The sequence below is a fragment of the Streptomyces sp. NPDC053427 genome, assembly GCF_044544985.1.
Lineage (GTDB): Bacteria > Actinomycetota > Actinomycetes > Streptomycetales > Streptomycetaceae > Streptomyces.
This window is the reverse complement of the sequence record NZ_JBITYA010000002.1, coordinates 215,494-236,079: the sequence shown is the minus strand read 5'-3', so window position 1 is coordinate 236,079 and position 20,586 is coordinate 215,494. Positions and strand designations below refer to the sequence as shown.

General features: G+C 73.6%; 22 protein-coding genes. 10 read left to right on the top strand and 12 right to left on the bottom strand.

Features of this window, described 5'->3' with window-relative positions; genetic code table 11:
* Nucleotides 1–121: 121 nt before the first annotated feature.
* Entirely contained in the window at nucleotides 122–700 is a 579-nt protein-coding gene (locus ACIGWZ_RS05795; protein WP_400061209.1) for a hypothetical protein, read from the top strand.
* On the opposite strand, the gene ACIGWZ_RS05790 is transcribed toward ACIGWZ_RS05795, so the two are convergent.
* The 9 genes from ACIGWZ_RS05790 to ACIGWZ_RS05750 form a co-directional block, all read right to left on the bottom strand.
* The gene (locus tag ACIGWZ_RS05790; RefSeq protein WP_400061207.1) at nucleotides 686–1,672 is read right to left on the bottom strand and encodes an oxidoreductase; all 987 of its coding nucleotides are present in this window, start codon (nucleotides 1,670–1,672) and stop codon (nucleotides 686–688) included. The genes ACIGWZ_RS05795 and ACIGWZ_RS05790 overlap by 15 nt on opposite strands.
* 92 nt (nucleotides 1,673–1,764) lie before the next feature.
* Complete coding sequence (locus ACIGWZ_RS05785; RefSeq protein WP_400061205.1) at nucleotides 1,765–2,127, bottom strand: ArsR/SmtB family transcription factor; 363 nt, start codon at nucleotides 2,125–2,127, stop codon at nucleotides 1,765–1,767.
* Nucleotides 2,124–2,609, bottom strand: a complete 486-nt coding sequence (locus tag ACIGWZ_RS05780; RefSeq protein WP_400061203.1) for an SRPBCC family protein — start codon at nucleotides 2,607–2,609, stop codon at nucleotides 2,124–2,126. Before ACIGWZ_RS05780 ends, ACIGWZ_RS05785 begins: the two co-directional genes overlap by 4 nt.
* 101 nt (nucleotides 2,610–2,710) lie before the next feature.
* A complete protein-coding gene (gene nirD / locus ACIGWZ_RS05775) occupies nucleotides 2,711–3,124 on the bottom strand; it encodes a nitrite reductase small subunit NirD (protein WP_400061201.1) in 414 nt (137 codons plus the stop codon).
* Nucleotides 3,124–5,736 carry a nitrite reductase large subunit NirB gene (gene nirB, locus ACIGWZ_RS05770; RefSeq protein ID WP_400061200.1) on the bottom strand — a complete coding sequence of 871 codons (2,613 nt, stop codon included), beginning with the start codon at nucleotides 5,734–5,736 and terminating at the stop codon, nucleotides 3,124–3,126. Before nirB ends, nirD begins: the two co-directional genes overlap by 1 nt.
* 2 nt (nucleotides 5,737–5,738) lie before the next feature.
* Nucleotides 5,739–5,930: a hypothetical protein gene (locus tag ACIGWZ_RS05765; RefSeq protein ID WP_400061199.1), complete on the bottom strand. Its 192-nt coding sequence runs from the start codon at nucleotides 5,928–5,930 to the stop codon at nucleotides 5,739–5,741.
* A 131-nt stretch (nucleotides 5,931–6,061) separates the two neighbouring features.
* On the bottom strand, nucleotides 6,062–8,023 hold the full coding sequence (locus ACIGWZ_RS05760; protein WP_400061197.1) for a glycoside hydrolase: 1,962 nt from the start codon (nucleotides 8,021–8,023) through the stop codon (nucleotides 6,062–6,064).
* A gap of 95 nt (nucleotides 8,024–8,118) precedes the next feature.
* Complete coding sequence (locus tag ACIGWZ_RS05755; RefSeq protein WP_400061195.1) at nucleotides 8,119–8,427, bottom strand: hypothetical protein; 309 nt, start codon at nucleotides 8,425–8,427, stop codon at nucleotides 8,119–8,121.
* Nucleotides 8,428–8,584: 157 nt separating this feature from the next.
* Nucleotides 8,585–9,796, bottom strand: coding sequence for a M20 family metallopeptidase (locus ACIGWZ_RS05750; protein ID WP_400061193.1), 1,212 nt, complete (start codon nucleotides 9,794–9,796; stop codon nucleotides 8,585–8,587).
* Nucleotides 9,797–9,985: 189 nt separating this feature from the next.
* On the opposite strand from ACIGWZ_RS05750, the gene ACIGWZ_RS05745 reads away from it, so the two are divergent.
* The 3 genes from ACIGWZ_RS05745 to ACIGWZ_RS05735 all read left to right on the top strand — a co-directional run bounded on the left by ACIGWZ_RS05745 (nucleotide 9,986) and on the right by ACIGWZ_RS05735 (nucleotide 12,515).
* Nucleotides 9,986–11,395 (top strand): ferric reductase-like transmembrane domain-containing protein, encoded by a 1,410-nt coding sequence (locus ACIGWZ_RS05745; protein ID WP_400061191.1) that lies wholly within the window; start codon nucleotides 9,986–9,988, stop codon nucleotides 11,393–11,395.
* Nucleotides 11,396–11,427: 32 nt separating this feature from the next.
* Nucleotides 11,428–11,622 carry a hypothetical protein gene (locus ACIGWZ_RS05740; RefSeq protein WP_400061189.1) on the top strand — a complete coding sequence of 65 codons (195 nt, stop codon included), beginning with the start codon at nucleotides 11,428–11,430 and terminating at the stop codon, nucleotides 11,620–11,622.
* Nucleotides 11,623–11,726: 104 nt separating this feature from the next.
* Complete coding sequence (locus ACIGWZ_RS05735; RefSeq protein ID WP_400061187.1) at nucleotides 11,727–12,515, top strand: sulfite exporter TauE/SafE family protein; 789 nt, start codon at nucleotides 11,727–11,729, stop codon at nucleotides 12,513–12,515.
* A 40-nt stretch (nucleotides 12,516–12,555) separates the two neighbouring features.
* Here the strand turns inward: ACIGWZ_RS05735 and ACIGWZ_RS05730 are convergent, their stop codons facing one another.
* Both ACIGWZ_RS05730 and ACIGWZ_RS05725 read right to left on the bottom strand, forming a co-directional pair.
* Nucleotides 12,556–13,428: a class I SAM-dependent methyltransferase gene (locus tag ACIGWZ_RS05730; protein ID WP_400061186.1), complete on the bottom strand. Its 873-nt coding sequence runs from the start codon at nucleotides 13,426–13,428 to the stop codon at nucleotides 12,556–12,558.
* A gap of 70 nt (nucleotides 13,429–13,498) precedes the next feature.
* Nucleotides 13,499–13,864 carry a cupin gene (locus ACIGWZ_RS05725; protein WP_400061184.1) on the bottom strand — a complete coding sequence of 122 codons (366 nt, stop codon included), beginning with the start codon at nucleotides 13,862–13,864 and terminating at the stop codon, nucleotides 13,499–13,501.
* A gap of 253 nt (nucleotides 13,865–14,117) precedes the next feature.
* Between ACIGWZ_RS05725 and cutA the strand changes: the two genes are divergently transcribed.
* Together cutA and ACIGWZ_RS05715 are read left to right on the top strand one after the other, a co-directional pair.
* Complete coding sequence (cutA, locus tag ACIGWZ_RS05720; protein WP_400061182.1) at nucleotides 14,118–14,489, top strand: divalent-cation tolerance protein CutA; 372 nt, start codon at nucleotides 14,118–14,120, stop codon at nucleotides 14,487–14,489.
* The gene (locus tag ACIGWZ_RS05715; protein ID WP_400061180.1) at nucleotides 14,489–15,478 is read left to right on the top strand and encodes a trypsin-like serine peptidase; all 990 of its coding nucleotides are present in this window, start codon (nucleotides 14,489–14,491) and stop codon (nucleotides 15,476–15,478) included. The genes cutA and ACIGWZ_RS05715 overlap by 1 nt, the downstream gene beginning before the upstream one ends.
* Nucleotides 15,479–15,586: 108 nt before the next feature.
* On the opposite strand, the gene ACIGWZ_RS05710 is transcribed toward ACIGWZ_RS05715, so the two are convergent.
* Nucleotides 15,587–16,294: a vancomycin high temperature exclusion protein gene (locus ACIGWZ_RS05710; protein WP_400061178.1), complete on the bottom strand. Its 708-nt coding sequence runs from the start codon at nucleotides 16,292–16,294 to the stop codon at nucleotides 15,587–15,589.
* Between the two features lie 170 nt (nucleotides 16,295–16,464).
* On the opposite strand from ACIGWZ_RS05710, the gene ACIGWZ_RS05705 reads away from it, so the two are divergent.
* From ACIGWZ_RS05705 to ACIGWZ_RS05690, 4 genes are all read left to right on the top strand, one after another.
* Complete coding sequence (locus ACIGWZ_RS05705) at nucleotides 16,465–16,977, top strand: gamma-glutamylcyclotransferase family protein (RefSeq protein ID WP_400061176.1); 513 nt, start codon at nucleotides 16,465–16,467, stop codon at nucleotides 16,975–16,977.
* Nucleotides 16,978–16,982: 5 nt separating this feature from the next.
* Nucleotides 16,983–18,008 carry an adenosine deaminase gene (locus ACIGWZ_RS05700; RefSeq protein ID WP_400061174.1) on the top strand — a complete coding sequence of 342 codons (1,026 nt, stop codon included), beginning with the start codon at nucleotides 16,983–16,985 and terminating at the stop codon, nucleotides 18,006–18,008.
* Between the two features lie 112 nt (nucleotides 18,009–18,120).
* On the top strand, nucleotides 18,121–19,092 hold the full coding sequence (locus tag ACIGWZ_RS05695; protein ID WP_400061172.1) for a sirohydrochlorin chelatase: 972 nt from the start codon (nucleotides 18,121–18,123) through the stop codon (nucleotides 19,090–19,092).
* Nucleotides 19,089–20,420: a deoxyguanosinetriphosphate triphosphohydrolase gene (locus ACIGWZ_RS05690; RefSeq protein WP_400061170.1), complete on the top strand. Its 1,332-nt coding sequence runs from the start codon at nucleotides 19,089–19,091 to the stop codon at nucleotides 20,418–20,420. The genes ACIGWZ_RS05695 and ACIGWZ_RS05690 overlap by 4 nt, the downstream gene beginning before the upstream one ends.
* Nucleotides 20,421–20,586: the final 166 nt, after the last annotated feature.

Sequence of the window (20,586 nt, the reverse complement as noted above, 5' to 3'; positions counted from 1 at the left end):
CGACCGGCACGTCCGACGCACCGCAGAGGCGTGTCAGGGGTACGTCAAGGCTCCCGGCCGCCGTGTCAGCGCCGTATCAACGTCCGCGGCGCCCGGGCCGCGCGGTCCTAACGTCCTCGCCATGCGACGGCGAAGAGGCCAGGGAATACCCCCGCCGCGGGGGTGCGGCAGCCGACCGGTGGCCCGGGACCGCCGGCCGTCGGTCCAGGACCGGACCTGGGCGCCCGAGCTGCGCGCCGCGCTCTGGTGCACGGCCGGTCCGCTCGTCCTCATGGTGTCCGTCGATCTCGCCAACGGGAGCCTCACCCCGGCACGCCTGCTGTGCTGGGTGGCCGTCGCGACGGTGCTCTTCGCGGTCCTCCACCCGCCACGGGTGACGTACGGCGACGGCGTGCTGGCCTCGCGCGGCCTGGTGAGCACCCGCCGGGTACGGACCGATCTGCTGGTCCTCGTCCGCCACAGCGCCGGGACGGCACCGCGGTTGGTGCTCCGCGACGCCCTCGGCGGCCGGGTCGAGCTCGACCCCGAGGTCCTCACCGCGAACCCCCTCCTGTGGCACCACCTGGACCAGGGCGTACGCCGCTCCCGCGCCCGCGGGCTGCTCCGCTGCGGCGCCGTGCCGCTCCAGGCGCTCGGTGACCGGATCGACGGGGAGGGGGCGCGGGGGGTGTTCGAGGCGTCGGGCCTACGAGTGGACTGACGTCCCGCGCCCCTCGAACGCGTACCGCACGCCGGTGCATTCCTCGGAGGCGGCCCACAGCCGTTCGCCGACCGCGTCCTTCGTCGTCCACGGCGCCCGGAAGGACGGCGCCGGTGCGCCCCGCAGCCCGCTCTTCGGCCCGACGAAGGAATCCGGGCGCATATGGGGCGCGGTGGCGGCGCAGAGCGTGCCGAGGGCGCCGCCGTCCGCGGGCTGGGCGATGATGCGGTTGCCCAGTTCGATGACCCGCTCCGCGGTGGAGCGGCCCGCCATCCGGGCGCCCGCGGTCTGCAGATTGGTGGCGGCGTAGCCAGGGTGCGAGGCGGCCGCGACGACCCCCGAGCCGGCCGCCGCCAGCCGGCGGGACAGCTCGCGGGTGAAGAGGAGATTGGCGCTCTTGGAACGGGCGTAGGCGATCCAAGGGCGGTAGGAGCGTTCGCTGTCGGGTCCGGACGGGGCGGTGGGCCCCGTGCCGTCGGTGAGAGCGGCGAGGTCGATCCCGGCGAGGGCGTGCAGCATGCTCGAAACGGTGACGACGCGCGCGCCCGGGGTGGCGAGGAGCTTGGGCAGCAGCAGGCCGGTCAGCGCGAAGTGGCCGAGGTGGTTGGTGCCGAACTGCATCTCGAAGCCGTCGGCGGTGGTGCGGTACGGCAGCGCCATCACGCCCGCGTTGTTGATGAGCAGGTCGAGGCGGTCGCCGTCGAAGGTGTCGAGGCCGGTCGCGAAGTCCCGTACGGAGGACAGGTCGGCCAGGTCCAGCGGGCGGAACTCGGCCTCGGCGGTGGGGACTTCGGTGCGCAGCCGCTCCAACGCCGCGGCGCCGCGCGCCTCGTTGCGGCAGGCCAGCACCACGCGGGCGCCGTGCCGCGCCAGTTCGCGCGCGGTGACGTAGCCGATGCCGCTGTTGGCGCCCGTGACCACCACCGAGCGGCCGGTCTGGTCGGGGATATGGCTGGTGTTCCACCGGGTCACGCCGTACTCCTCGGTAGGGGAGCATCAGCGTACGCCCCGGGGGGTGCGCGCCGTCGCCCGGCCGGGGCCGCGTGCCCTGGCCGGGCCGGTGGTCATCCGCCTTCCGCCAGGCGCTTGATGGCCGACAGTCGGGAGTCCCAGTCGGCGGCGACCCGGTCCATCCACCGGGCGGTGACCCCGAGCCGCTCCGGTACGACCCGGTAGCGCGACTCGCGGCCCTCCCGGCGGCCGGCGACCAGGCCGGCCCGGTCCAGGATCCCCAGGTGTTTGACGATGGCCTGGCGGCTGACCGGCAGCTGTGCCGCCAGGGCCGTGGCGGTCGCCTCGCCGCGGTCGGCGAGGGCGTCGAGTATCCGGCGGCGGGTCGGGTCCGCCAGCGCGGACAGCACCTCCGCCACGGTGTCCGCGGGTGCGCCGGGACCCCGGCCGGCGCCCGCCTCCGCGTCCTGGCTCATGCCGCGAGCCGCTCCGCGTACTGCTGGATGTTCTTGACCTGCCCGGACCAGCCCTCGGAGTGGCTCTCGTACGAGGCGGTCCGCCTGCGCTCCTCGGGGATGGTCAGCGCCGCGAACCCGGTCTCCACCACGCGCAGGCGGGTGCCGTTGCCCTCCGGGGTGAGGGTGAATTCGACGAGGGTGGAGTTGCGCTCGGTCGCCACGTCCCCGGGGTGGGCGCTGGCCCAGCGGTAGGAGAAGTGGTGCGGCGGGTCCACCTTGACGATCACCGTCGGGAACTGGCCGTACTCGCCGTGGTCGAGGTGCATGATGCCGCCCGGCCGCAGATCGACCGGGGTCGGCTCGCCCTGTCCGAACCACGAGCCGACGTGCTCGGGCTCGGTCAGCACCGCCCAGACGCGCTCCACGGGTGCCGCGATGCTGATCTCCCGCTCGATGCGGTCCTGGTTGTCGCCGCTGTCCTGATGGGTGTCGGTGGTCATGAGGGGGCCTCCCGCCGCTCGTCGTCCGTTCTTACGTGCTACCCGATGGTTGCACGTAGCGTCGGGAGGTGCAACCCGTAGGTTGCGCGAACGGGGCGGGGTCAGGCGGCGACCGCGCCCCGGATCCGCACCCGGTACGCCGGTACGGACACCGACGGGTCGTCCAGACAGTCCCCCGTAGCGAGATCGAAACGCTGCTTGAGCAGCGGCGATGCCACGAACGGACGGTCCGCGGCGGAGCCCGTCAGGCCCCGGGAGAGGACCTGGGCGCCGGTGAACGGGTCCTGGTTTCCGATGGCGTACGCCCGGCCGCCGCGGTCGACGAAGAGGGCGGCCTGGGCGCCGTCGGGGAGCAGGGCGGCGACGCCGCGTCCGGGGGTCAGGTCGTCCAGGGCGCAGACGGCGAGCCAGCCGTCGGGGCCGAGGATCTCGACGGTGGCGGTCACGACGGCGGCGCCGGTCCCGGCGGCGGTGGCCGTCCCAGGGGCGGCGGCGGTCTCGATGGCGGTGGTCATCAGACGGAGGTCCCTTCCAGGGTGCGTACGGGCAGGGTCGGGCCGGCCAGCAGCGTCAGATCCGGCTTGACCTGGTCGCGCTCCGGCACGAAGCGGACCGACGGGTCCGGGGCGTCGGGCGCGTTGACGAAGGAGACGAAGCGGGCCAGCCGCTCGGGGTCGTCGAGGGTCTCGGCCCATTCGTCGCGGTAGTGGGAGACATGGGCGGCCATCAGCGCCTCCAGCTCCTCGCACAGGCCGAGGGAGTCGTGCACGACGACGTCGCGTACGTGGTCGAGGCCGCCCTCGATCCGCTCCAGCCAGGCGGAGGTGCGCTCCAGGCGGTCGGCGGTGCGGATGTAGAACATCAGGAACCGGTCGATCAGCCGGATCAGTTCGGCATCGCTCAGGTCCTGGGCCAGCAGATCCGCGTGCCGGGGGTCCGCGCCGCCGTTGCCGCCGACGTACAGGTTCCAGCCGTTGGAGGTGGCGATGACGCCGAAGTCCTTGCCGCGTGCCTCCGCGCATTCCCGCGCGCAACCGGAGACCGCGGACTTGAGCTTGTGCGGGGAGCGCAGCCCCCGGTAGCGCAGCTCCAGATCGATGGCCATCCGGACCGAGTCCTGGACGCCGTAGCGGCACCAGGTCCGGCCGACGCAGGACTTCACGGTGCGCAGCGCCTTGCCGTACGCGTGCCCGGATTCGAAGCCGGCATCCACCAGCCGGGTCCAGATGAGCGGCAGTTGGTCGACCCGGGCGCCGAACAGGTCGATCCGCTGGCCTCCGGTGATCTTGGTGTAGAGGCCGAAGTCGCGGGCCACCTCGCCGATCACGATCAGCTTCTCCGGGGTGATCTCGCCGCCGGGGATGCGCGGCACGATCGAGTACGAGCCGTTGCGCTGGAGGTTGGCCAGGAAATGGTCGTTGGTGTCCTGGAGGGCGGCCTGTTCGCCGTCCAGGATGTAGCCGCCGGCGCCGACGGACGGCGCGAGGGAGGCGATGATGGAGCCGATGGTGGGCTTGCAGATCTCGCAGCCGTCGCCGGTGCGCGCCTCCGGGCGGCCGTGCGAGGCCAGCAGTTCCGCGTACGACGTGAGCCGCAGGGTCCGGACGATCTCGTAGAGCTCGGCGCGGGAGTGCGGGAAGCAGCCGCACAGGCCCTTGTCGACGCTGACGCCGCTCGCCTCCAGCTCGTCGTTGACCAGGGTGGTCAGCGCCTTGACGCAGGAGCCGCAGCCGGTGCCGGCCTTGGTGCACTTCTTGACCTCGGGCACCGTGCCGCAGGAGTGCTCGGTGACCGCGCCGCGGATCGCGCCCTTGGTGACGTTGTGGCAGTTGCAGATCACCGCGTCGTCGGGGAGCGCGGCGGGGCCCAGGGCGGCCGGGGCGCCGACCCCGGTGGGCAGCACCAGTTGCTCGGGCGCGACCGGGGGGACGCTGCCGGTCAGCGGCCGCAGCATGCCGTACGCCTCTGCGTCGCCGACCAGCACGCCGCCCAGCAGCTCGCCCTCCTGGCCGATCACCAGCTTCTTGTAGACGCCGCTGCGGGAGTCGGCGTAGACGACGTCCAGGCAGCCCTCGGTGGTGCCGTGCGCGTCGCCGAAGGACGCCACGTCCACGCCGAGCAGCTTGAGCTTGGTGGAGAGGTCGGCGCCGGTGAAGCTGCCCGCCCGCCCGGCGATCGTGTCGGCGGCCGTACGGGCCATGTCGTAGCCGGGCGCCACCAGGCCGTAGACCCGGCCGTCGCTCGCCAGCGCGCATTCGCCGATCGCATGGATCGCGGGGTCGCTGGTGCGGCACTGCTCGTCGATGACGATGCCGCCGCGCTCACCGACCGTCAGACCGCAGTCCCGGGCGAGCTGGTCGCGGGGGCGGACCCCGGCCGAGAAGACGACGAGGTCGGTGTCGATGCGGGAGCCGTCGGACAGTTCCATGGCGGTGACCGATCCGCCGTCCGTGACGATCTCCTTGCCGCCGACGCCGGTGTGCACCTCCAGGCCCATCCCCTCGACGGTACGGCGCAGCGCGCCGCCGCCGCCCTCGTCCACCTGGAGGGCCATCAGCCGGGCGTTGAACTCCACGATGTGGGTGCGCAGTCCGAGGCCCTTGAGGGCGCCGGCCGCCTCCAGGCCGAGCAGTCCGCCGCCGACGACCACACCGGTGGCGGCGTTCCTGGCGTACTCCTCGATGGCCAGCAGATCCTCGATGGTGCGGTAGACGAAGCAGCCCGCGCCGTCCTTGCCGGGCACCGGCGGGACGAACGGGTACGAGCCGGTGGCCAGCACCAGCGTGTCGTAGCCGACGGTCAGGCCGGAGCGGGCGGTGACCGTGCGGGCGGCGCGGTCGACGGCGGTGGCCGGGTCGCCCAGGTGCAGTTCGATGCCGTGCCGGGCCATGAAGTCCGGGGCGGTCAGGCTCAGGTCGTCCGGCGTCCGGCCGGCGAAGTACGAGGTCAGCCGGACGCGGTCGTAGGCCGGCCGGGGCTCCTCGCAGAGCACGACCACCCGGGTCCGCTCGGTGACGCCCCGGTCGGCGAGCTCCTCCAGGAAGCGCTGGCCGACCATGCCGTGCCCGATGAGGACGATGGTGGGGCGGGCGGTGCCGGTGTCGGCAGTGCTGGCGGCTACGGCCATGTTCAAAAGCCTCCGTCGGTGGTGGGCGGATGGAGCGGCGGGGCAGCGGGGAGCCGTTCGTGGCCCTCCCGGAAACGGGCGGGCGCGCCCGCGGCACCGAGTTCGCCGGGGAGGATGCCGCCGACCGGCGCGCGGGCCGCCGACACGTCGAGCGGCCCGCCGCCGGTCACCACCACACGCAGTGCCGAGGTCATGTCCCTCAGCCTGCGGTCCCGCTGTTACCCGCCCGCATCCCCGTTGTTTCCCCGGCGGAACGCTGCCCTCAGTGGCGGGCCGGCCGCCGTGTGAGGCGGCGCGCAGGCATCCCCCGGCCGCCCGGCGCCCGTCACCCGTCGAGCCGTGCCGGGCACAGCCGCCGCGGATGCGCGTCCGTACGGAGCTTCGCGTCGACGCAGCCGCCCGGCAGCCCGTCGTGGGCCGTGCTGCCGAAGTTGGCGGTGACGGTCAGCGTGCCGTCGCCGAAGACCGTGCGCTGTACGGTGCGGTCGTCGGTGAGCCACCGGAAGGACGTCATCCGCTCGGTGCCCGCGGCGCGGTGCAGCGGGGAGAAGTACCGCTGCAGCGCGGCCAGTTCCGGCCCGTGCTGCCCGATCGCCGGGCCGTCGAGGACGTAGTTGAGCGGGGTGTTGTAGAGCATCGCGAGCAGCGCGCGGGTGGTCTTCTGCTGCGGCAGCTTGTCGTACGACAGCTCCCAGCGCTCCGCGTTGACGAGCGAGCCGTGCAGCGCGGTCTCGTAGAGCGGCACGCGGTACTTCGGGTCGTACATCGCGGTGGCCAGGTCGGCGGGCAGCCGGACCGGCCGGAAGAAGATCTTCGGGGCGTTCTCGGGGTAGTAGCCGCCCCACTTCTGCCTGTCGCGCTCCAGCTTCCACAGCCCGTCGGCCACCGGGGTGCCCGAGCCGTGGTCGAAGGCCAGCACCTGGTTGGCCCAGGGCTGGGCGGACTCCGAGCCCAGGACGAGGTTCTGGGCCAGCCGCCGCATCCGGGCGAGGCGCATCTCGCGGTCGCCCTTCCGGGTCATCTCGTGGCCCTTGCCGTGATCGCGGAACACCTCGCCGGTCGCGTCCACGTCGAGGAAGTAGCTGTCCGCGCCGTTGGCGACCATGCTGCGGGTGCGGTCGGCCAGATAGTGCTTGCCCGGCTCGGCCTTCTCGAAGGCGCGCGAGCTGAGATAGCAGCCACGGCCGCCGAACCCGGTCTCCGGGGTGCCGTCCGCCTTCCGTATACAGAAGTCGGGATAGACGCGGTCCGGCCAGGCCGAGGTGGGGCTGTCGGCCGACTTGGGGTCCTGCCCGTTGGCGAAGGAGTCGTAGGGCCCGACCAGATAGCCCGCCTTCTTCGCGGCCCGCACGGACCGGGCGTCCATCGGGTGGGGGCCCGCGTCGTAACCGAGCCACATCCGGTCCACGCCCAGCTTCTTCAGCCGGTCGATGCCCGAGGCGGTCCGGGCCTCGCCCCACACATACGCGTGGAAGGCGCCGAGCAGCCGGCCGTTGGCCGGGTTCCGCCGGATCTTCTCGCGCAGGCTGCCGAGCTGCCCGTGCTGGGCGAGGTAGGAGCGGTAGTCGGCGGCGGGGGCGGTCGGGCTGCCGTCGGTGAGGGCGAAGGAGACGTCGTAGTCGCGGGTGCCCTCGCCGGCGGAGAAGGCGTGCGCGGCGGTGGCCCGCAGGCGGCCGCCGGTGGAGGCGAAGCGCAGCGACGTCCCGATGTCGGTGGGGGTGAGGTAGCTGACGCCGCGGCCGGAGCCGCCCAGGGAGTAGCCCCACAGCGGCAGGGCCAGATCGGCGCCCACGTCCACGGTGCTGCCGGCCAGGCCGCCCCGCGCCGAGTTCCAGAAGGCGTCCCGTACGGGGATGTCCAGGCCCTCGCCGCGCGGCAGCTGGACGGCGGAGGCGGTTCGGTCGGTGCCGGTGACCGGCCAGCTGACGGATCCGTCGCGGTCCGACCGCAGCGCGATCCGCAGCCGGCCGCGCTCCGAACGGGCCGTCACCTCGAGCCCCTTGGCGGGATAGCTCCACCGCGCCCCGTCGGCCGTACGGGTCACCGGACCGGGCTTGCCCAGCCCGCCCCCGGCCGCCTCCGACAGCACCGTGCGCCGCCCGTCACCGGTGGTTGCGGTCACCGCGAGGGACGCGGTGTCGACGACGGCCGTGCCGCCGGTGACGGGGAGTTCGAGACGGCTGCCCCGGAGCGACCCGGCGGCTGCGCTGTCGCAGGCGGCGAGGCCCAGGCCGGTGGCGGTCAGCGCGAGGGCGGCGGCGACCGCTCGGGTGATCTTGGATGTCATGCGTCCTGGATAGTGACCGGGACTAAGAACCTTCTAAGAGTCGCCCGAGGGCCCCGGTGTCCGGCCTGCGGCCCGGACGCCGGGGCTCGTTGCGGCTACTTGCCGTTGCCGTTGCCGACGCTGTTGGTGCAGCCCAGGCTCGAGCCGACCGGGGTCGCCTGCGCACCCGCGTTGCCCTCGCCGTTGAGCAGGTTGCCGCCCAGGCCGTTCGCGACCCCGACCTCGCCGAGGACGTCGACGTTCAGGTCGTGCGAACGGCACGAGCTGCCCGACTTGACCTGCCACGTGTCGCCGCCTTTCCCGCCGCCGTACATGCCGCCGTCGGCGTAGGCGGTGCCGGCGCCGAAGAGACCGACGGTGCCGAGGACGGCGGCCACGGCGGCAGCCTTGCGAAGCTTGCGCATTTCATCTCCGATGGATCGAGCGGATGCGATCTGTAACAGATCAACTTCGTTCAGTGACGAAATGCTAATCAGAACTATCTGACAACCAGTCAGCGACGCGCCGGTCCCATGGCCGCCGCGAACGCATCCGGCCCGGAACCCACCCCCTTCGGCCCTGTCAGCCGGCGGCCCCGGAAGGCTCGGCCGCCGCCAGCCGCCGCACCGCCAGCTCCGCGTACACCGCCGCCCCGTCCGCCAGCACCGCATCGTCGAACTCGGCGAGCGGGGAGTGGTTGTTGGGGCTGCGCTCGTGGTCGGCGCCGGCCGGCGGCGCGCCGAGAAACGTCATCGCGCCGGGGACGTCGGCCAGTACACGGGAGAAGTCCTCCGAGCCCGGCAGCGGCTGCAACTGCGGCGCGAAACGCTCCTCGCCCAGCGCCTCGCGGACCACGTCCGCCACGAAGTCCGCCTCGCCGTGGTCGTTGACGGTCACCGGATACAGCTCGGCGAACTCCGCGTCCACGCCCACCCCGTACGCCGCCGCGATCCCCCGGCACACCTCCACCGAGCCGTCCTTCACCCGCGCCTGGGCGGCGTCCGAGAAGCTGCGCACGGTCGCCTCGAAGACCGCGGTCTCCGGGATGACGTTCGCCCGGGTGCCGGCCTGGAAGGTGCCCACGGTCAGGACCACCGGGTCGAAGACGTCGAAGGTACGGGTGATCCACGCCTGGAGCGCGGTCACCATCGCACACGCCGCCTGCACCGGGTCCTTGGCGCGGTACGGCATCGAGCCGTGCCCGCCCTCGCCGCGCACCGTCACCCGCAGCACATTGGACGCGGCCATCGCCGGCCCGCCGCGGGTACGGAAGACCCCGCTGGGCAGCCCGGCCGACAGCACATGGAGCGCATACGCCGCGATCGGCCGCCGCCCCGCCGCATCCAGCAGCCCCTCGGCCAGCATGTGCCGCGCGCCGTCGTAGCCCTCCTCGCCAGGCTGGAACATGAACAGCACATCGCCCGCCAGCCGGTCGCGGTGCGCCGAGAGCAGCTTGGCGGCGCCGGTGAGCATGGTGGTGTGCAGATCGTGGCCGCAGGCGTGCATCCGGCCGTCGTCGGCGGCGAAGTCCAGCCCGGTGCGCTCGGCGACCGGCAGCGCGTCCATGTCGCCGCGCAGCAGCACGGCCGGGCCGGGCCGCCCGCCGCGCAGCACCGCCGTCACCGAGCTGAGCGCGTCGCCGGTGCGGATCTCCAGCGGCAGGCCGTCCAGTCCGGCCAGCACCGCCTCCTGGGTACGGGGCAGGTCGAGGCCGAGCTCGGGGGTGCGGTGCAGCGAACGCCGCATCCGTACCAGGTCGTCGGAGAGGGCGCGGGCATCGTCGCGAAGGTTCATACGGGCTCCTTAGGCGGGGAGCCCTCCATTCTCGACCGCGGGGGCGAACGAGGACCAGCCCGCCACGGAGAAGGTTGCCGGACGGCCGTTCTTAACGCGCCTTCAGCCGTTCCTCAAGGCCGCCTTAAGGATCGGGAATTACGGCCTGACCTGCTGTTTCGATGCCACGCGCGGCCGTATTTTCGGCGCGTGACCAGCCGGCCCGACACCCCGCCCCCGCATCCCCTCTACGTGCGGCTCACCCCGCAGGCCGTACCGCCCCGTCCCGCGAGGGCCCCGCGCATCCCGGCGCCTCCCCTGCGGACCTCGCCGCGGGCCCTGCGCAGCGGGCTGGCCGCGGGCGCCGGGACGGTTGTCGCGCTCTGGCTGGCGCAGGCCGCTCCCTCCCTCCGCCTCGACGCGCTCTTCGCCACCGCCGCGCACCTGAGCGGACTGCTCGCGGCGTACGGCGTCCTCGTCATGCTGCTGCTGATGGCCCGCGTCCCGGCCCTCGAACACGGTGTCGGCGCCGACCGGCTGGCCCGCCGGCACGCCCTCGGCGGCCGCTACGTCCTCACCCTGTGCCTGGCCCACGCCGCCTTCGCGCTGTGCGCCGCCACCGCCGCCACCGGCACCGATCTGCTGACCGCCGCGCGCGGCCTGCTGGGCTACCCGGCCCTGGCCGCGGCCGTCGCCGGTACGGCCCTGCTGGCCGCCGTGGGCGTCTCCTCCGCCCGCGCCGTGCGCCGCCGCGTCCGCCACGAGACCTGGCGCGCCCTGCACCTGCTGACCTACCTCGGTGCCGCCCTCGCCTTCGCCCACCAGCTCGCCGGCCCCGACCTGGCCGGGCCGCTCGCCGGCTGGCTGTGGACGATGCTGCACACCACCGTCGGCGTCCTGCTGATCTGGTACCGGCTGATCGTTCCGGTGCGCCAGGCCCTGCGGCACAGCCTCCGCGTCATCGAGGTCCGCTCGGAGGGGCCGGGCGTCATCTCGGTGGTGATGCAGGGCCTGGCCCTGGACGCGTTGCGGGCGGAGCCGGGGCAGTTCTTCCGCTGGCGCTTCCTGGACCGCCGCCTGTGGCGTACGTCCCTGCCCTTCTCGCTCTCCGCCCCACCTCGGAACGACTCCCTCCGGATCACCGTCAAGGCGTGCGGCGACCACACCCGCCGGATCCGCCGACTGCGCCCCGGCGTACGGGTGCTGGCCACCGGACCGTTCGGCGCCATGACCGCCCACCGGCGCACCCGCCGCAAGGTCCTGCTCCTCGCCGGCGGCGTCGGCATCACCCCGATGCGCGCCCTCTTCGAAACCCTCCCCGGCGACCCCGGTGACCTCACCCTCCTCTACCGGGCGGGCAGCGCCGCCCAGTTGGTGCTGCGCGACGAGCTCGAAGCCATCGCCGCCGCCCGCGGCGCCGCCCTGCACTACCTGCTCGGCCCCTCCGACGCCCCCTTCGACCCCCTGGCCCCCCGCGCCCTGCGCAACCTCGTCCCCGACCTGCCCGAGCACGATGTGTATCTGTGCGGCCCGCCCGGCATGACCGAGGCCGCGAGCACCGCACTGGAACGGGCGGGCGTCCCGGCCTCCCGCATCCACACGGAGCGCTTCACCTTCTGAACCGCCCTCTCCCCCTCCAGGACTTGGACCCCATGGCCAGACATCGCAGACCGCAGGCCGTCCCCGCCGCCACCCTCCGGGCCCGCCGCCGGCTCGCCGCCTGCCTGGCGGGCGTGAGCGCCCTCACCGCCACGCTGCTCACCCTGACGGTGACCCCCGCCGGCCCGCCCGCCCCGGACCGGACCCCGGCGGGCCGCACCGCCACCGAACCGCAGGCCGCGCCGTGACCCCCGCCCGGCTCCGTCCGGCCGCACCCCGGGCCGTCGCACACCCGGCGCGGGATGCGCCGAATGCCCCGCCGCCCTCGGCCGGCCCTTCGTAAGATCAACCGGTGCCCCCTGACATATCACTGCTCACGCTGAGCCTGCTCTGCGTCGCCGCCCTCGCCGCCGGCTGGATCGACGCCGTGGTGGGCGGCGGCGGACTCCTCTTCCTGCCCGCCCTGTTGGTCGGCCTGCCGCACACGCCCGCCGCCTACGTCCTGGGCACCAACAAGTCCACGGCCATCGTCGGCACCACCGCGGCCGCCGTCACCTACGTCCGCAAGGCGCCGATCGATCTCCGCACGGCGCTGCGGATCGGGCTCGCCGCGGCCGCCGGATCGCTGGGCGGGGCGTTCTTCGCGGCGGGGATCAACAGTGCGGTGCTGCGGCCGCTGATCATGGCCGTACTCCTCGCGGTGCTGGCGTTCGTCCTCTTCCGGCCGACCTTCGGGACCGCCCCCGCGCCCTCGGAGCCGGTCACCCGGCGGCGGATGGTGGCCGCGATCCTCGTCGCGGGGCTGGGCATCGGCTTCTACGACGGTCTGATCGGGCCCGGCACGGGCGCCTTTCTGGTCGTCGCCCTCGCCGCCATGCTGCACATGGACCTGGTCACCTCCTCCGCCACGTCCAAGATCGTCAATGTCTGCACCAACGTCGGCGCGCTGACGATGTTCGCGATACAGGGCACCGTGCTGTGGCAACTGGGCGCGCTGTTCGCGGCGTTCAACCTCGTCGGCGGCCTGGTGGGGGCCCGGATGGCCCTCAAGCGCGGCGCCGGTTTCGTCCGGGGTGTGCTGGTGGTCGTGGTCATCGCGCTGCTGTGCAAGCTGGCCTACGACCAGTGGCTGGCCCGCTGACGGCGGCGGCCCCCCGGGCGGCCCGGCGGCGACGGGCGGTTCAGAACCGGCAGTGGTACATGCGGGCCATGTCCCGCACGCCGGGCACCCATGAGGTCGCCCGCGCCGCCACCCGGTAGGCCGTCGGCAGCTTCTCCATGCCGGGAATCTCCAGGGCGCTGATGTTCTCGACGATCTCCACCGTCGGGCTCAGCGCCGCTATCCCCGCGGCGTCCGTTCCCCAGTGCAGCGTCGCCCCGGCGTTCGCGACGACGCGGTTGAGGCGCTGGGTGCGGATGGCGAACCGGCTGAAGGCGTCGAAGGCCAGCTCCCCGCTCGGTACGTGCGCCATCAGCCGCCGCAGCAGGGCCGTGCCGTCCTCCTCGGTCAGATACATCAGCAGCCCCTCGGCGACGATGATCGCGGGCCGGTCCGAGGGCAGCTGCGCGGTCCATGCGGGGTCGGTGACGGACGAGGGGATCATGGTGCAGCCCGCGCGCTCCGGGTACAGCCGCTTGCGCAGCGCGATGACCTCGGGGTAGTCGATGTCGTACCACCGCACCCCGGGGCCGGGGTCGAGGCGGTGGACGCGGGTGTCGAGGCCGCAGCCCAGGTGGACCACCGTGGCCTCCTCGTGCGCGTCGAGGAACCCCGCCGTCCAGACGTCCAACTGCCGGGCCCGCAGCGCCACTCCGGCCGCATCCCCGGCCCCCATGCGCAGCTTCGTGAAGTCGTAGTCCAGCTTCCGCACGGTGTCGGCGGCCGTGGTGTCCCCGAGGATCGGCTTCTTCGCCCGGCTGTCGACCGCGCGGCCGTAGAGCGTGGCGAGGAGGGTTTCCTTCTCCTCGGTCAGCCGCACCTTCGCCTGCGGGGTGCTCGGGGTGCTCGGGGTGCTCGGGGTGCCGGAGACGCTGGGGCTGGTCGGACTGGTCATGCCGTAGAGACTACGGAAGTTTCAGAAAAATGTGAAGAGTGGGAAGTGGGGAAATGTTGGTCGCACGGATTCAGCCGCGGGCCGCCGCCACCGCGGCCTCGCCGCGGGCCCGCGTCGGTACCGCCATCACGGCCGTCAGCAGCACCACCGAGTCCTCCAGGGCTCGTAGCCCGTGCCGCTCGTGCGCGATCGCGATGACCTGACCGGCCTTCAGTTCCTCGCTGCCGTGCGGCCCGACCAGCCGGACCCGTCCCTTGAGTACCTGGAGGCTGGCCGCCGGCGGCGCATTGTGCTCGTCCAGCGAGGCCCCCGCGATCAGTGCGATCACGGTCTGCCGCAGCGGGCCGTCGTGCAGAAAGAGATGGGCGCTGCGGCCGTGCGCGGAGGCCCTGGCGTCGTCGAGCTGGTCACGGGCGAGGGTGTACAGGTCGTTCATGGCGCGGGCCTTTCCGTGTGAGCCGGTGGCGGGGCTCCCCTTCCATCGTTGCCGCTGCTCGGGTTGCCGCAACCGGGGCGTTCCCGTATGGGGCGGGGCGATCACGGCGAAACGGGGCGTCCGGGTGCATGCCCGCCAGGGGCGGCCCGTCACGGCCGCGGCGATGATCACGGTCCGTACGATTGCGAGGCGATCACCCCGTACGCCGTCGACCGAGATCCGCCCTGTTCCCCACCGCGAAGGATGCGCACCCGTGGCCGACCCCGAGCTGTTGCAGCCAGCCGAACTGTCCGATCCGGGCGGGCAGTCGGCTCGTTTCCTGACCGTCATGACGACCACCGACAGCGAGCGCAAGGCCGAGCGGCTGGCGCGCGGCGCGATCGAGGGCCGGCTCGCGGCCTGTGCGCAGATCAGTGCGCCGGTGACCTCGGTGTTCCGGTGGGAGAGCGCCGTCGAGACCAGCCAGGAATGGCAGGTGCTGTTCAAGACGGCGGCCGCGCGGTACGAGGCGCTGGAGGCCTACCTCCTCGACGCGCACGACTACGAGACGCCCGAGATCATCGCCACCCCGGTCACCCGGGGCGGCGCCGGCTACCTGGCCTGGATCGCGAAGGAGACGAACTGATGGGGCAGCGATGGGGGAGGACGGCGGCCGTGGTGCTCGGCGTCACGCTGGGCCTGGCGACGGCGCCGGTCGGCGGCGTGGCGGTGGCCGCCGGGCTGACCGACGGCGTGGTCGACGGCGTGCTCGATGACGACTCCGGCGGTACCGACCGCACCACCTGGACCAGCAAGGACGCGGCCGCCTACTGGACGCCCGAACGGATGGCCGCCGCCATAGCGCACGCACCCGGCGGAACCCGGCCCCGGCACGCGCCCGTACCGCCCACCGGGGCCACCACCGGGCCCCCGGCCGCGTCCCGAGTCGCCCCCGCCGCACGCCACTTCGGCGGCGTCCCGTCCGTCGGCGTGCTGTTCACCGTCGACAAGGACGCGAAAACGCACCACTGCACCGCGAGCGTGGTGCAGAGCCCGCGCGGCAATCTGATCCTCACCGCGGGTCACTGCAACCCGGGCCCACGCTCCGCCTTCGTCCCGCAGTACCGTTCCGGCGCGGCCACCCAGCCCTACGGCATCTGGGCGATCGGCGAGACCTTCGACTACGCCGACCGCGGCACCACCGGGGACGGCGCCGACCTCGACTTCGCCTTCGCCACCGTCGCACCGGACGGCCGGGGCCGCACGCTCGAATCGGTCACCGGGGGCAACACCCTCACCGCCACGCCCGGTTACACCAACCGCGTCACCGTCATCGGCTACCCCAGCGTCCGCAACGACCCGCAGGACCGCGCCGTACGCTGCGACACCCGCACCACCCGGCTGACCGGTACCCGCCAACTGCGCATGGACTGCGGCGGCTTCTACGGCGGTACCTCGGGCAGCCCCTGGCTGACGCACTTCGACGAGCGCACCCGCACCGGCCAGGTCGTCGGCCTGATCGGCGGCCTCAACGGCGGCGGTCCGACCGGCCCGCACAGCGACCGCACCTCCTACAGCCCGTATTTCGACGCGGCCGTCTTCGACCTGTACGCCCGCGCCATCCAGGAGAGCTGACAAGGGGGGCGGAGGCGGCCGGGCCCTGATCCACCGGACAGGCCCTGGGTGCTTCCGACGGATCTCCGTGGAGAAGGAGCGACGCCGCGGAGATCCGTCGGAAGCGCCCTAACGGAGCGCCTCCGCCACCCCCTTCTCCCGCGGCCCCAGGAACCGCGGATCGGGCCGCAGCACCGCGTCCGCCGCCGCCTTCCCCGCCGCGAAGATCTCCCGTACGCCGCCATAGGCCCAGGTCACATCGTGCTTGGCGGCGACCCCGACCCCATACGCGTCGATCCCGGCCGCCTCGCACAGCGCCAGCGCCCGCCGGATGTGAAAGCCCTGGCTGACCAGCACCGCCCGGTTCACACCGAAGATCCGGTGCGCGCGGCTGCAGGAGTCCCAGGTGTCGAAGCCCGCGTAATCGCTGACGATCTTCCGGGCCGGGACGCCGTGCCGCACCAGATAGCCGCGCATCGCGTCCGGCTCGTCGTAGTCGTGGGTGCTGTTGTCGCCGGTCACCAGGATGGCGCGGACCGTGCCGCGGGAGTAGAGGTCGACCGCCGCGTCCAGGCGGTGGGCGAGGTACGGCGACGGCTCGCCGTTCCACAGGCCCGCGCCGAAGACCACGGCGACCGGCGCGGACGGCGCCTCGGCGACCGTACGGACCCGGGGACCGGCCATCGCGTTCATCCACGTCGCGGGAGCCAGCGCCAGCACCGTCAGCGCCACGACGGCCTGATAGGTGCGGCGCCACCCTTGCCGGGTCCGCGGCGGCCGGATGCGGCCCGCGCCCTCGCGTATCCGCCGTGCGAGCCCCGGCAGCCGTCCTCGCATCCGTCTCCCCGTTCCCTTTTGTGATCGGTCGTGGTCGATGGTGATCAATGTCGCAAGCTGCGACGCGCGGTGGCCGGTGTTGGTTGCAGCGGCGACCTGGCATCGTGGCAGGAGAAGCGCAACGCCACAGCTCAGACGGCATCCGGCAGCCCTGGAGAGGACCGACGCCCATGACCATCGAGCCCCGGCGGCTGCCGTTCTTCGTCTACGGAACGCTGCGCCCCGGCGAGGCCAACTACGGCTGGACGCTGCGCGGCCGCACCGCCACCGAGGAGACGGCCCGGATCGCCGGCGCCCTGCTGTACGACGGCCCCGGATACCCGTACGCCACAGCCGGGCCGGCGGACGCGATCGTCCACGGCACCCTGATCCGGCCCCGCGACGCCGACTACGACGAGGTGTGCGCGGTCCTGGACCGGCTGGAGGACTACGCCCCCGGCGACCCGGAGAACGTCTACGAGCGCGTGGTCACCGAGGCCGTGTGCTCCGACGGCCGGACCGAACGGGCCTGGGTCTATCTGGCGGCCGAACCTCTCGCCGCACGGCTGCGCGCCGGCGGGACGCTGATCGAGGGCGGCTGCTGGCCGAGCGCCTCGGCGGCGGAGCGGTCCCGGCGGCCGGGTGCCCCCGATCGGGCCCCCGCTAACCTGGATGATCCCTCCCAAGCCGCAGAACAGGTGTGACCCGCGTGCCTCCTTCGCCCTCTCCCTCCTCGTCCGCCGCATCCGCCCCCGGGGCCCCGCTGCCCAAGGCGGAACTGCACCTCCACATCGAAGGCACCCTGGAACCCGAGCTGGCCTTCGCGCTCGCCGAACGCAACGGCGTCACCCTCCCGTACGCCACCCAGGACGAACTGCGCCGCGCCTACTCCTTCGAAGACCTGCAGTCCTTCCTCGACCTCTACTACGCGCTGATGGCCGTACTGCGCACCGAGGACGACTTCGCGGACCTCACCCACGCCTACCTCGCGCGCGCCAAGGAGCAGGGCGTACGGCACGCCGAGATCTTCTTCGACCCGCAGGCGCACACCGCCCGCGGCATCCCGATCGGCACCGTCGTCCGCGGCCTGTCCCGGGCACTGGACGCCGCCCCGGAGACCTACGGCATCACCACCCGGCTCATCATGTGCTTCCTGCGCGACGAGAGCGCCGAATCGGCCCTGGAGACCTTCGAGGCGGCCCGCCCCTACCTCGACCGGATCACCGCCGTCGGACTGGACTCGGCCGAGGTCGGGCACCCGCCGTCGAAGTTCAAGGAGGTCTACGCGCTGGCCCGGGAGGCCGGGCTCAAGTGCGTGGCCCACGCGGGGGAGGAGGGGCCGCCCGCGTACGTGTGGGAGGCGCTGGACGTCCTCGGCGTGGACCGCATCGACCACGGGGTGCGCTCCCTGGAGGACGAACGGCTGGTGGCCCGCCTGGTGGCGGACCGGATCCCGCTCACCGTCTGCCCCCTCTCCAACGTCCGGCTCCGCGTCGTCGACGACCTCGCCGACCACCCCCTCCCCGCCATGCTGGACGCCGGCCTCCTGGTCACCGTCAACTCCGACGACCCGGCCTACTTCGGCGGCTACGCACACGACAACTACACCGCGCTGCGCGACGCCCTCGGCCTCGACGACGCGACGCTGCGCACCCTCGCCCGTAACTCGTTCAAGGCCTCGTTCCTGGACGAGGAGACGCGGGCGGCCTATCTGAAGGAGATCGAGGCGCACTAGGAGCGGACGGGCGCGGGGCGCACCCGCCCGCCCCGGGCCCGGTCGGCGGAACGCCACACGGATGTCGCCACGGGGAAACGGAACCGCAACGACCGGCTGCCACGCTCCCGCCATGACGGAGCCGACAGCGCACCAGCCCGCCCCGCCGGCCGCTCCCACCGGCCGGGCCCCGCGCGACGACGCCCCCGTCCCCCGGAACGGCGGGGACCGCGGCGCCGCGCCCCTGGGGCCGGCCGGCCTCGCCATCGAGATCACCGCCCAGCTGACCAGCCAGCTCGGCCGGGTCCGGCTGCACGGCTTCCGGCGCCCGCCACGCCCCGGGCCCGCCCCCGGTGACACCGCCCCCACCCTGGTCGCCGTCGCCCACGGCAGCCGCGACCCGCGCGCCCTGCCCACCGTCCGCGCACTGCTCGACCGGATCCGCGCGCTCCGCCCCGGCCTGCCCGTACGCCTCGGCCATATCGAGCTGGACCGGCCGCTGCTCGCCGACACCCTCGACGAACTGCGCGGCGCGGCCGTCCTCGTACCGCTGCTGTTCGGCCACGGCCACCACGTCACCCACGACCTGCCCGCCGCCCTGGCGGCCGCGCCGCACCTCGACGGCCGGATCGCCGCGCCGCTGGGCCCGCACCCCCTCCTGGCGGAGGCGCTGCACGGCCGCCTCCTGGAGGCCGGCTTCCCCCAGGCGCCCGCCCGCCACCGCACCGCCGTCGTCCTGGCCTCGGCCGGTTCCCGGGCGGCCCGCTCCACCGAGGACACCGCCCGCATCGGCCGCCTCCTCTCGGCCCGCCTCGGCGGCATCCCCGTACTTCCCGCCCATGCCTCCGCCGCCACCCCCACCGTCCCCGAAGCCGTCCGGCTGCTCACCGCCCGCGGCCACGACCGGATAGCCGTCGCCGCCTGCTTCACCGCCCCCGGCCGCTTCGCCACCCAGTGCGCCGCACACGCCCCCCACACCGCCGCCGCGCCCCTCGGCGACCACCCCGCCCTGGCCCGCCTCGTACTCCACCGTTACGACCAGGCGCTCCTGGCGCGTACCGGATCCGACCCGCACGGCACCAAGGCGGCTACCGTCGCTGTATGACGGGCACACCATCGACAACCGGCCAGGCCCCCGGCACCCTGGGCTACACCGAGGCGGACGCCGAACGCTGGGTCGCCGAGCCCGACAAACGCCCCGGGCGCACCGCCTTCCAACGTGACCGGGCCCGGGTCCTGCACTCCGCCGCGCTGCGCCGCCTGGCCGGCAAGACCCAGGTCGTCACCCCCGGAACGCAGACTCACGTCTGGGACGCCAGCCCCCGCACCCGGCTCACCCACTCCCTGGAATGCGCCCAGGTCGGCCGCGAACTGGGCGCCGCCCTCGGCTGCGACCCGGACCTCGTCGAGGCCGCCTGCCTGGCGCACGATCTCGGCCACCCGCCCTTCGGGCACAACGGCGAGCAGGCGCTCAACCAAGTGGCCGCACCCTGCGGCGGCTTCGAGGGCAACGCCCAGTCGCTGCGCCTGCTGGCCCGCCTCGAACCCAAACGCTTCGTGCCCGCCCCGGACGGCACGGCCGTCAGCGTCGGCCTCAACCTCACCCGCGCCACCCTGGACGCCGCCACCAAATACCCCTGGCCGCGCGGCGCGCACCCCACCGACCCCGCCTCCCCGAAATTCGGCGTCTACGCGGACGACCTGCCGGTCTTCGACTGGTTCCGGCAGGGCGCGCCCCCCGCGGCGCGCAGCTTCGAGGCGCAGGTCATGGACTGGTCGGACGATGTGGCGTACTCGGTGCACGACGTCGAGGACGGGCTGCACGCCGGGCATCTCGACCCCAACCTCCTGCTCGCCGACGCCGAACGCGCCGAGATCTTCGCGGTCGCCGCCGTGCGCTACGCCCCCGGCGCCGATCCCGCGGAGCTGGCCGCCGCCCTGGACCGCCTCCTGGACCAGGAGTGGTGGCCGCACGGCTACGACGGCTCCGCGCTCGCCCAGGCCCGCCTCAAGGACGCCACCAGCCAGCTGATCGGCCGCTTCTGTCTGGCCGCCGAGGCCGCCACCAGGTCCGCATGGGGCACCGGACGGCTCACCCGCTACGGGGCGCAGCTGGTGGTTCCGGACGAAACACGGCTGGAATGCGCCGTTTTGAAAGCCGTCGCCGACCGGTACGTCATGCAGCGCCCCGACCAGGAGGCCCTCCGCGCCGACCAGCGCGTCGTCATCGCCGAACTGGGCGAGGCGCTGCTCGCCCGCGCCCCCGACGGCCTTGATCCGCAGTTCCGTTCGCTGTTCGACGCCGCCGAGGACGACACCGCCCGCATGCGGGCCGTCGTCGACCAGATCGCGGCCCTCACCGACGCCTCGGCACGCTCTCTCCACGCCCGCCTCACGCGTCCCCCTGGTAACGCTCAGGGCAACCGAGGGTGATCCTGGGGAGGAAGCCCCCCTTCCCCCATCACGCTCCGTGCGGGACGCTCGAACACGACTGTCGCGAACGGGGAACCCTGACGGCACCGACGCCATCACCGCGTAAAAGGAAGCGCCGGCAAGGAAGCGCGGACCGAGAAGCACGGACGAGAAAGCGGGACGACAC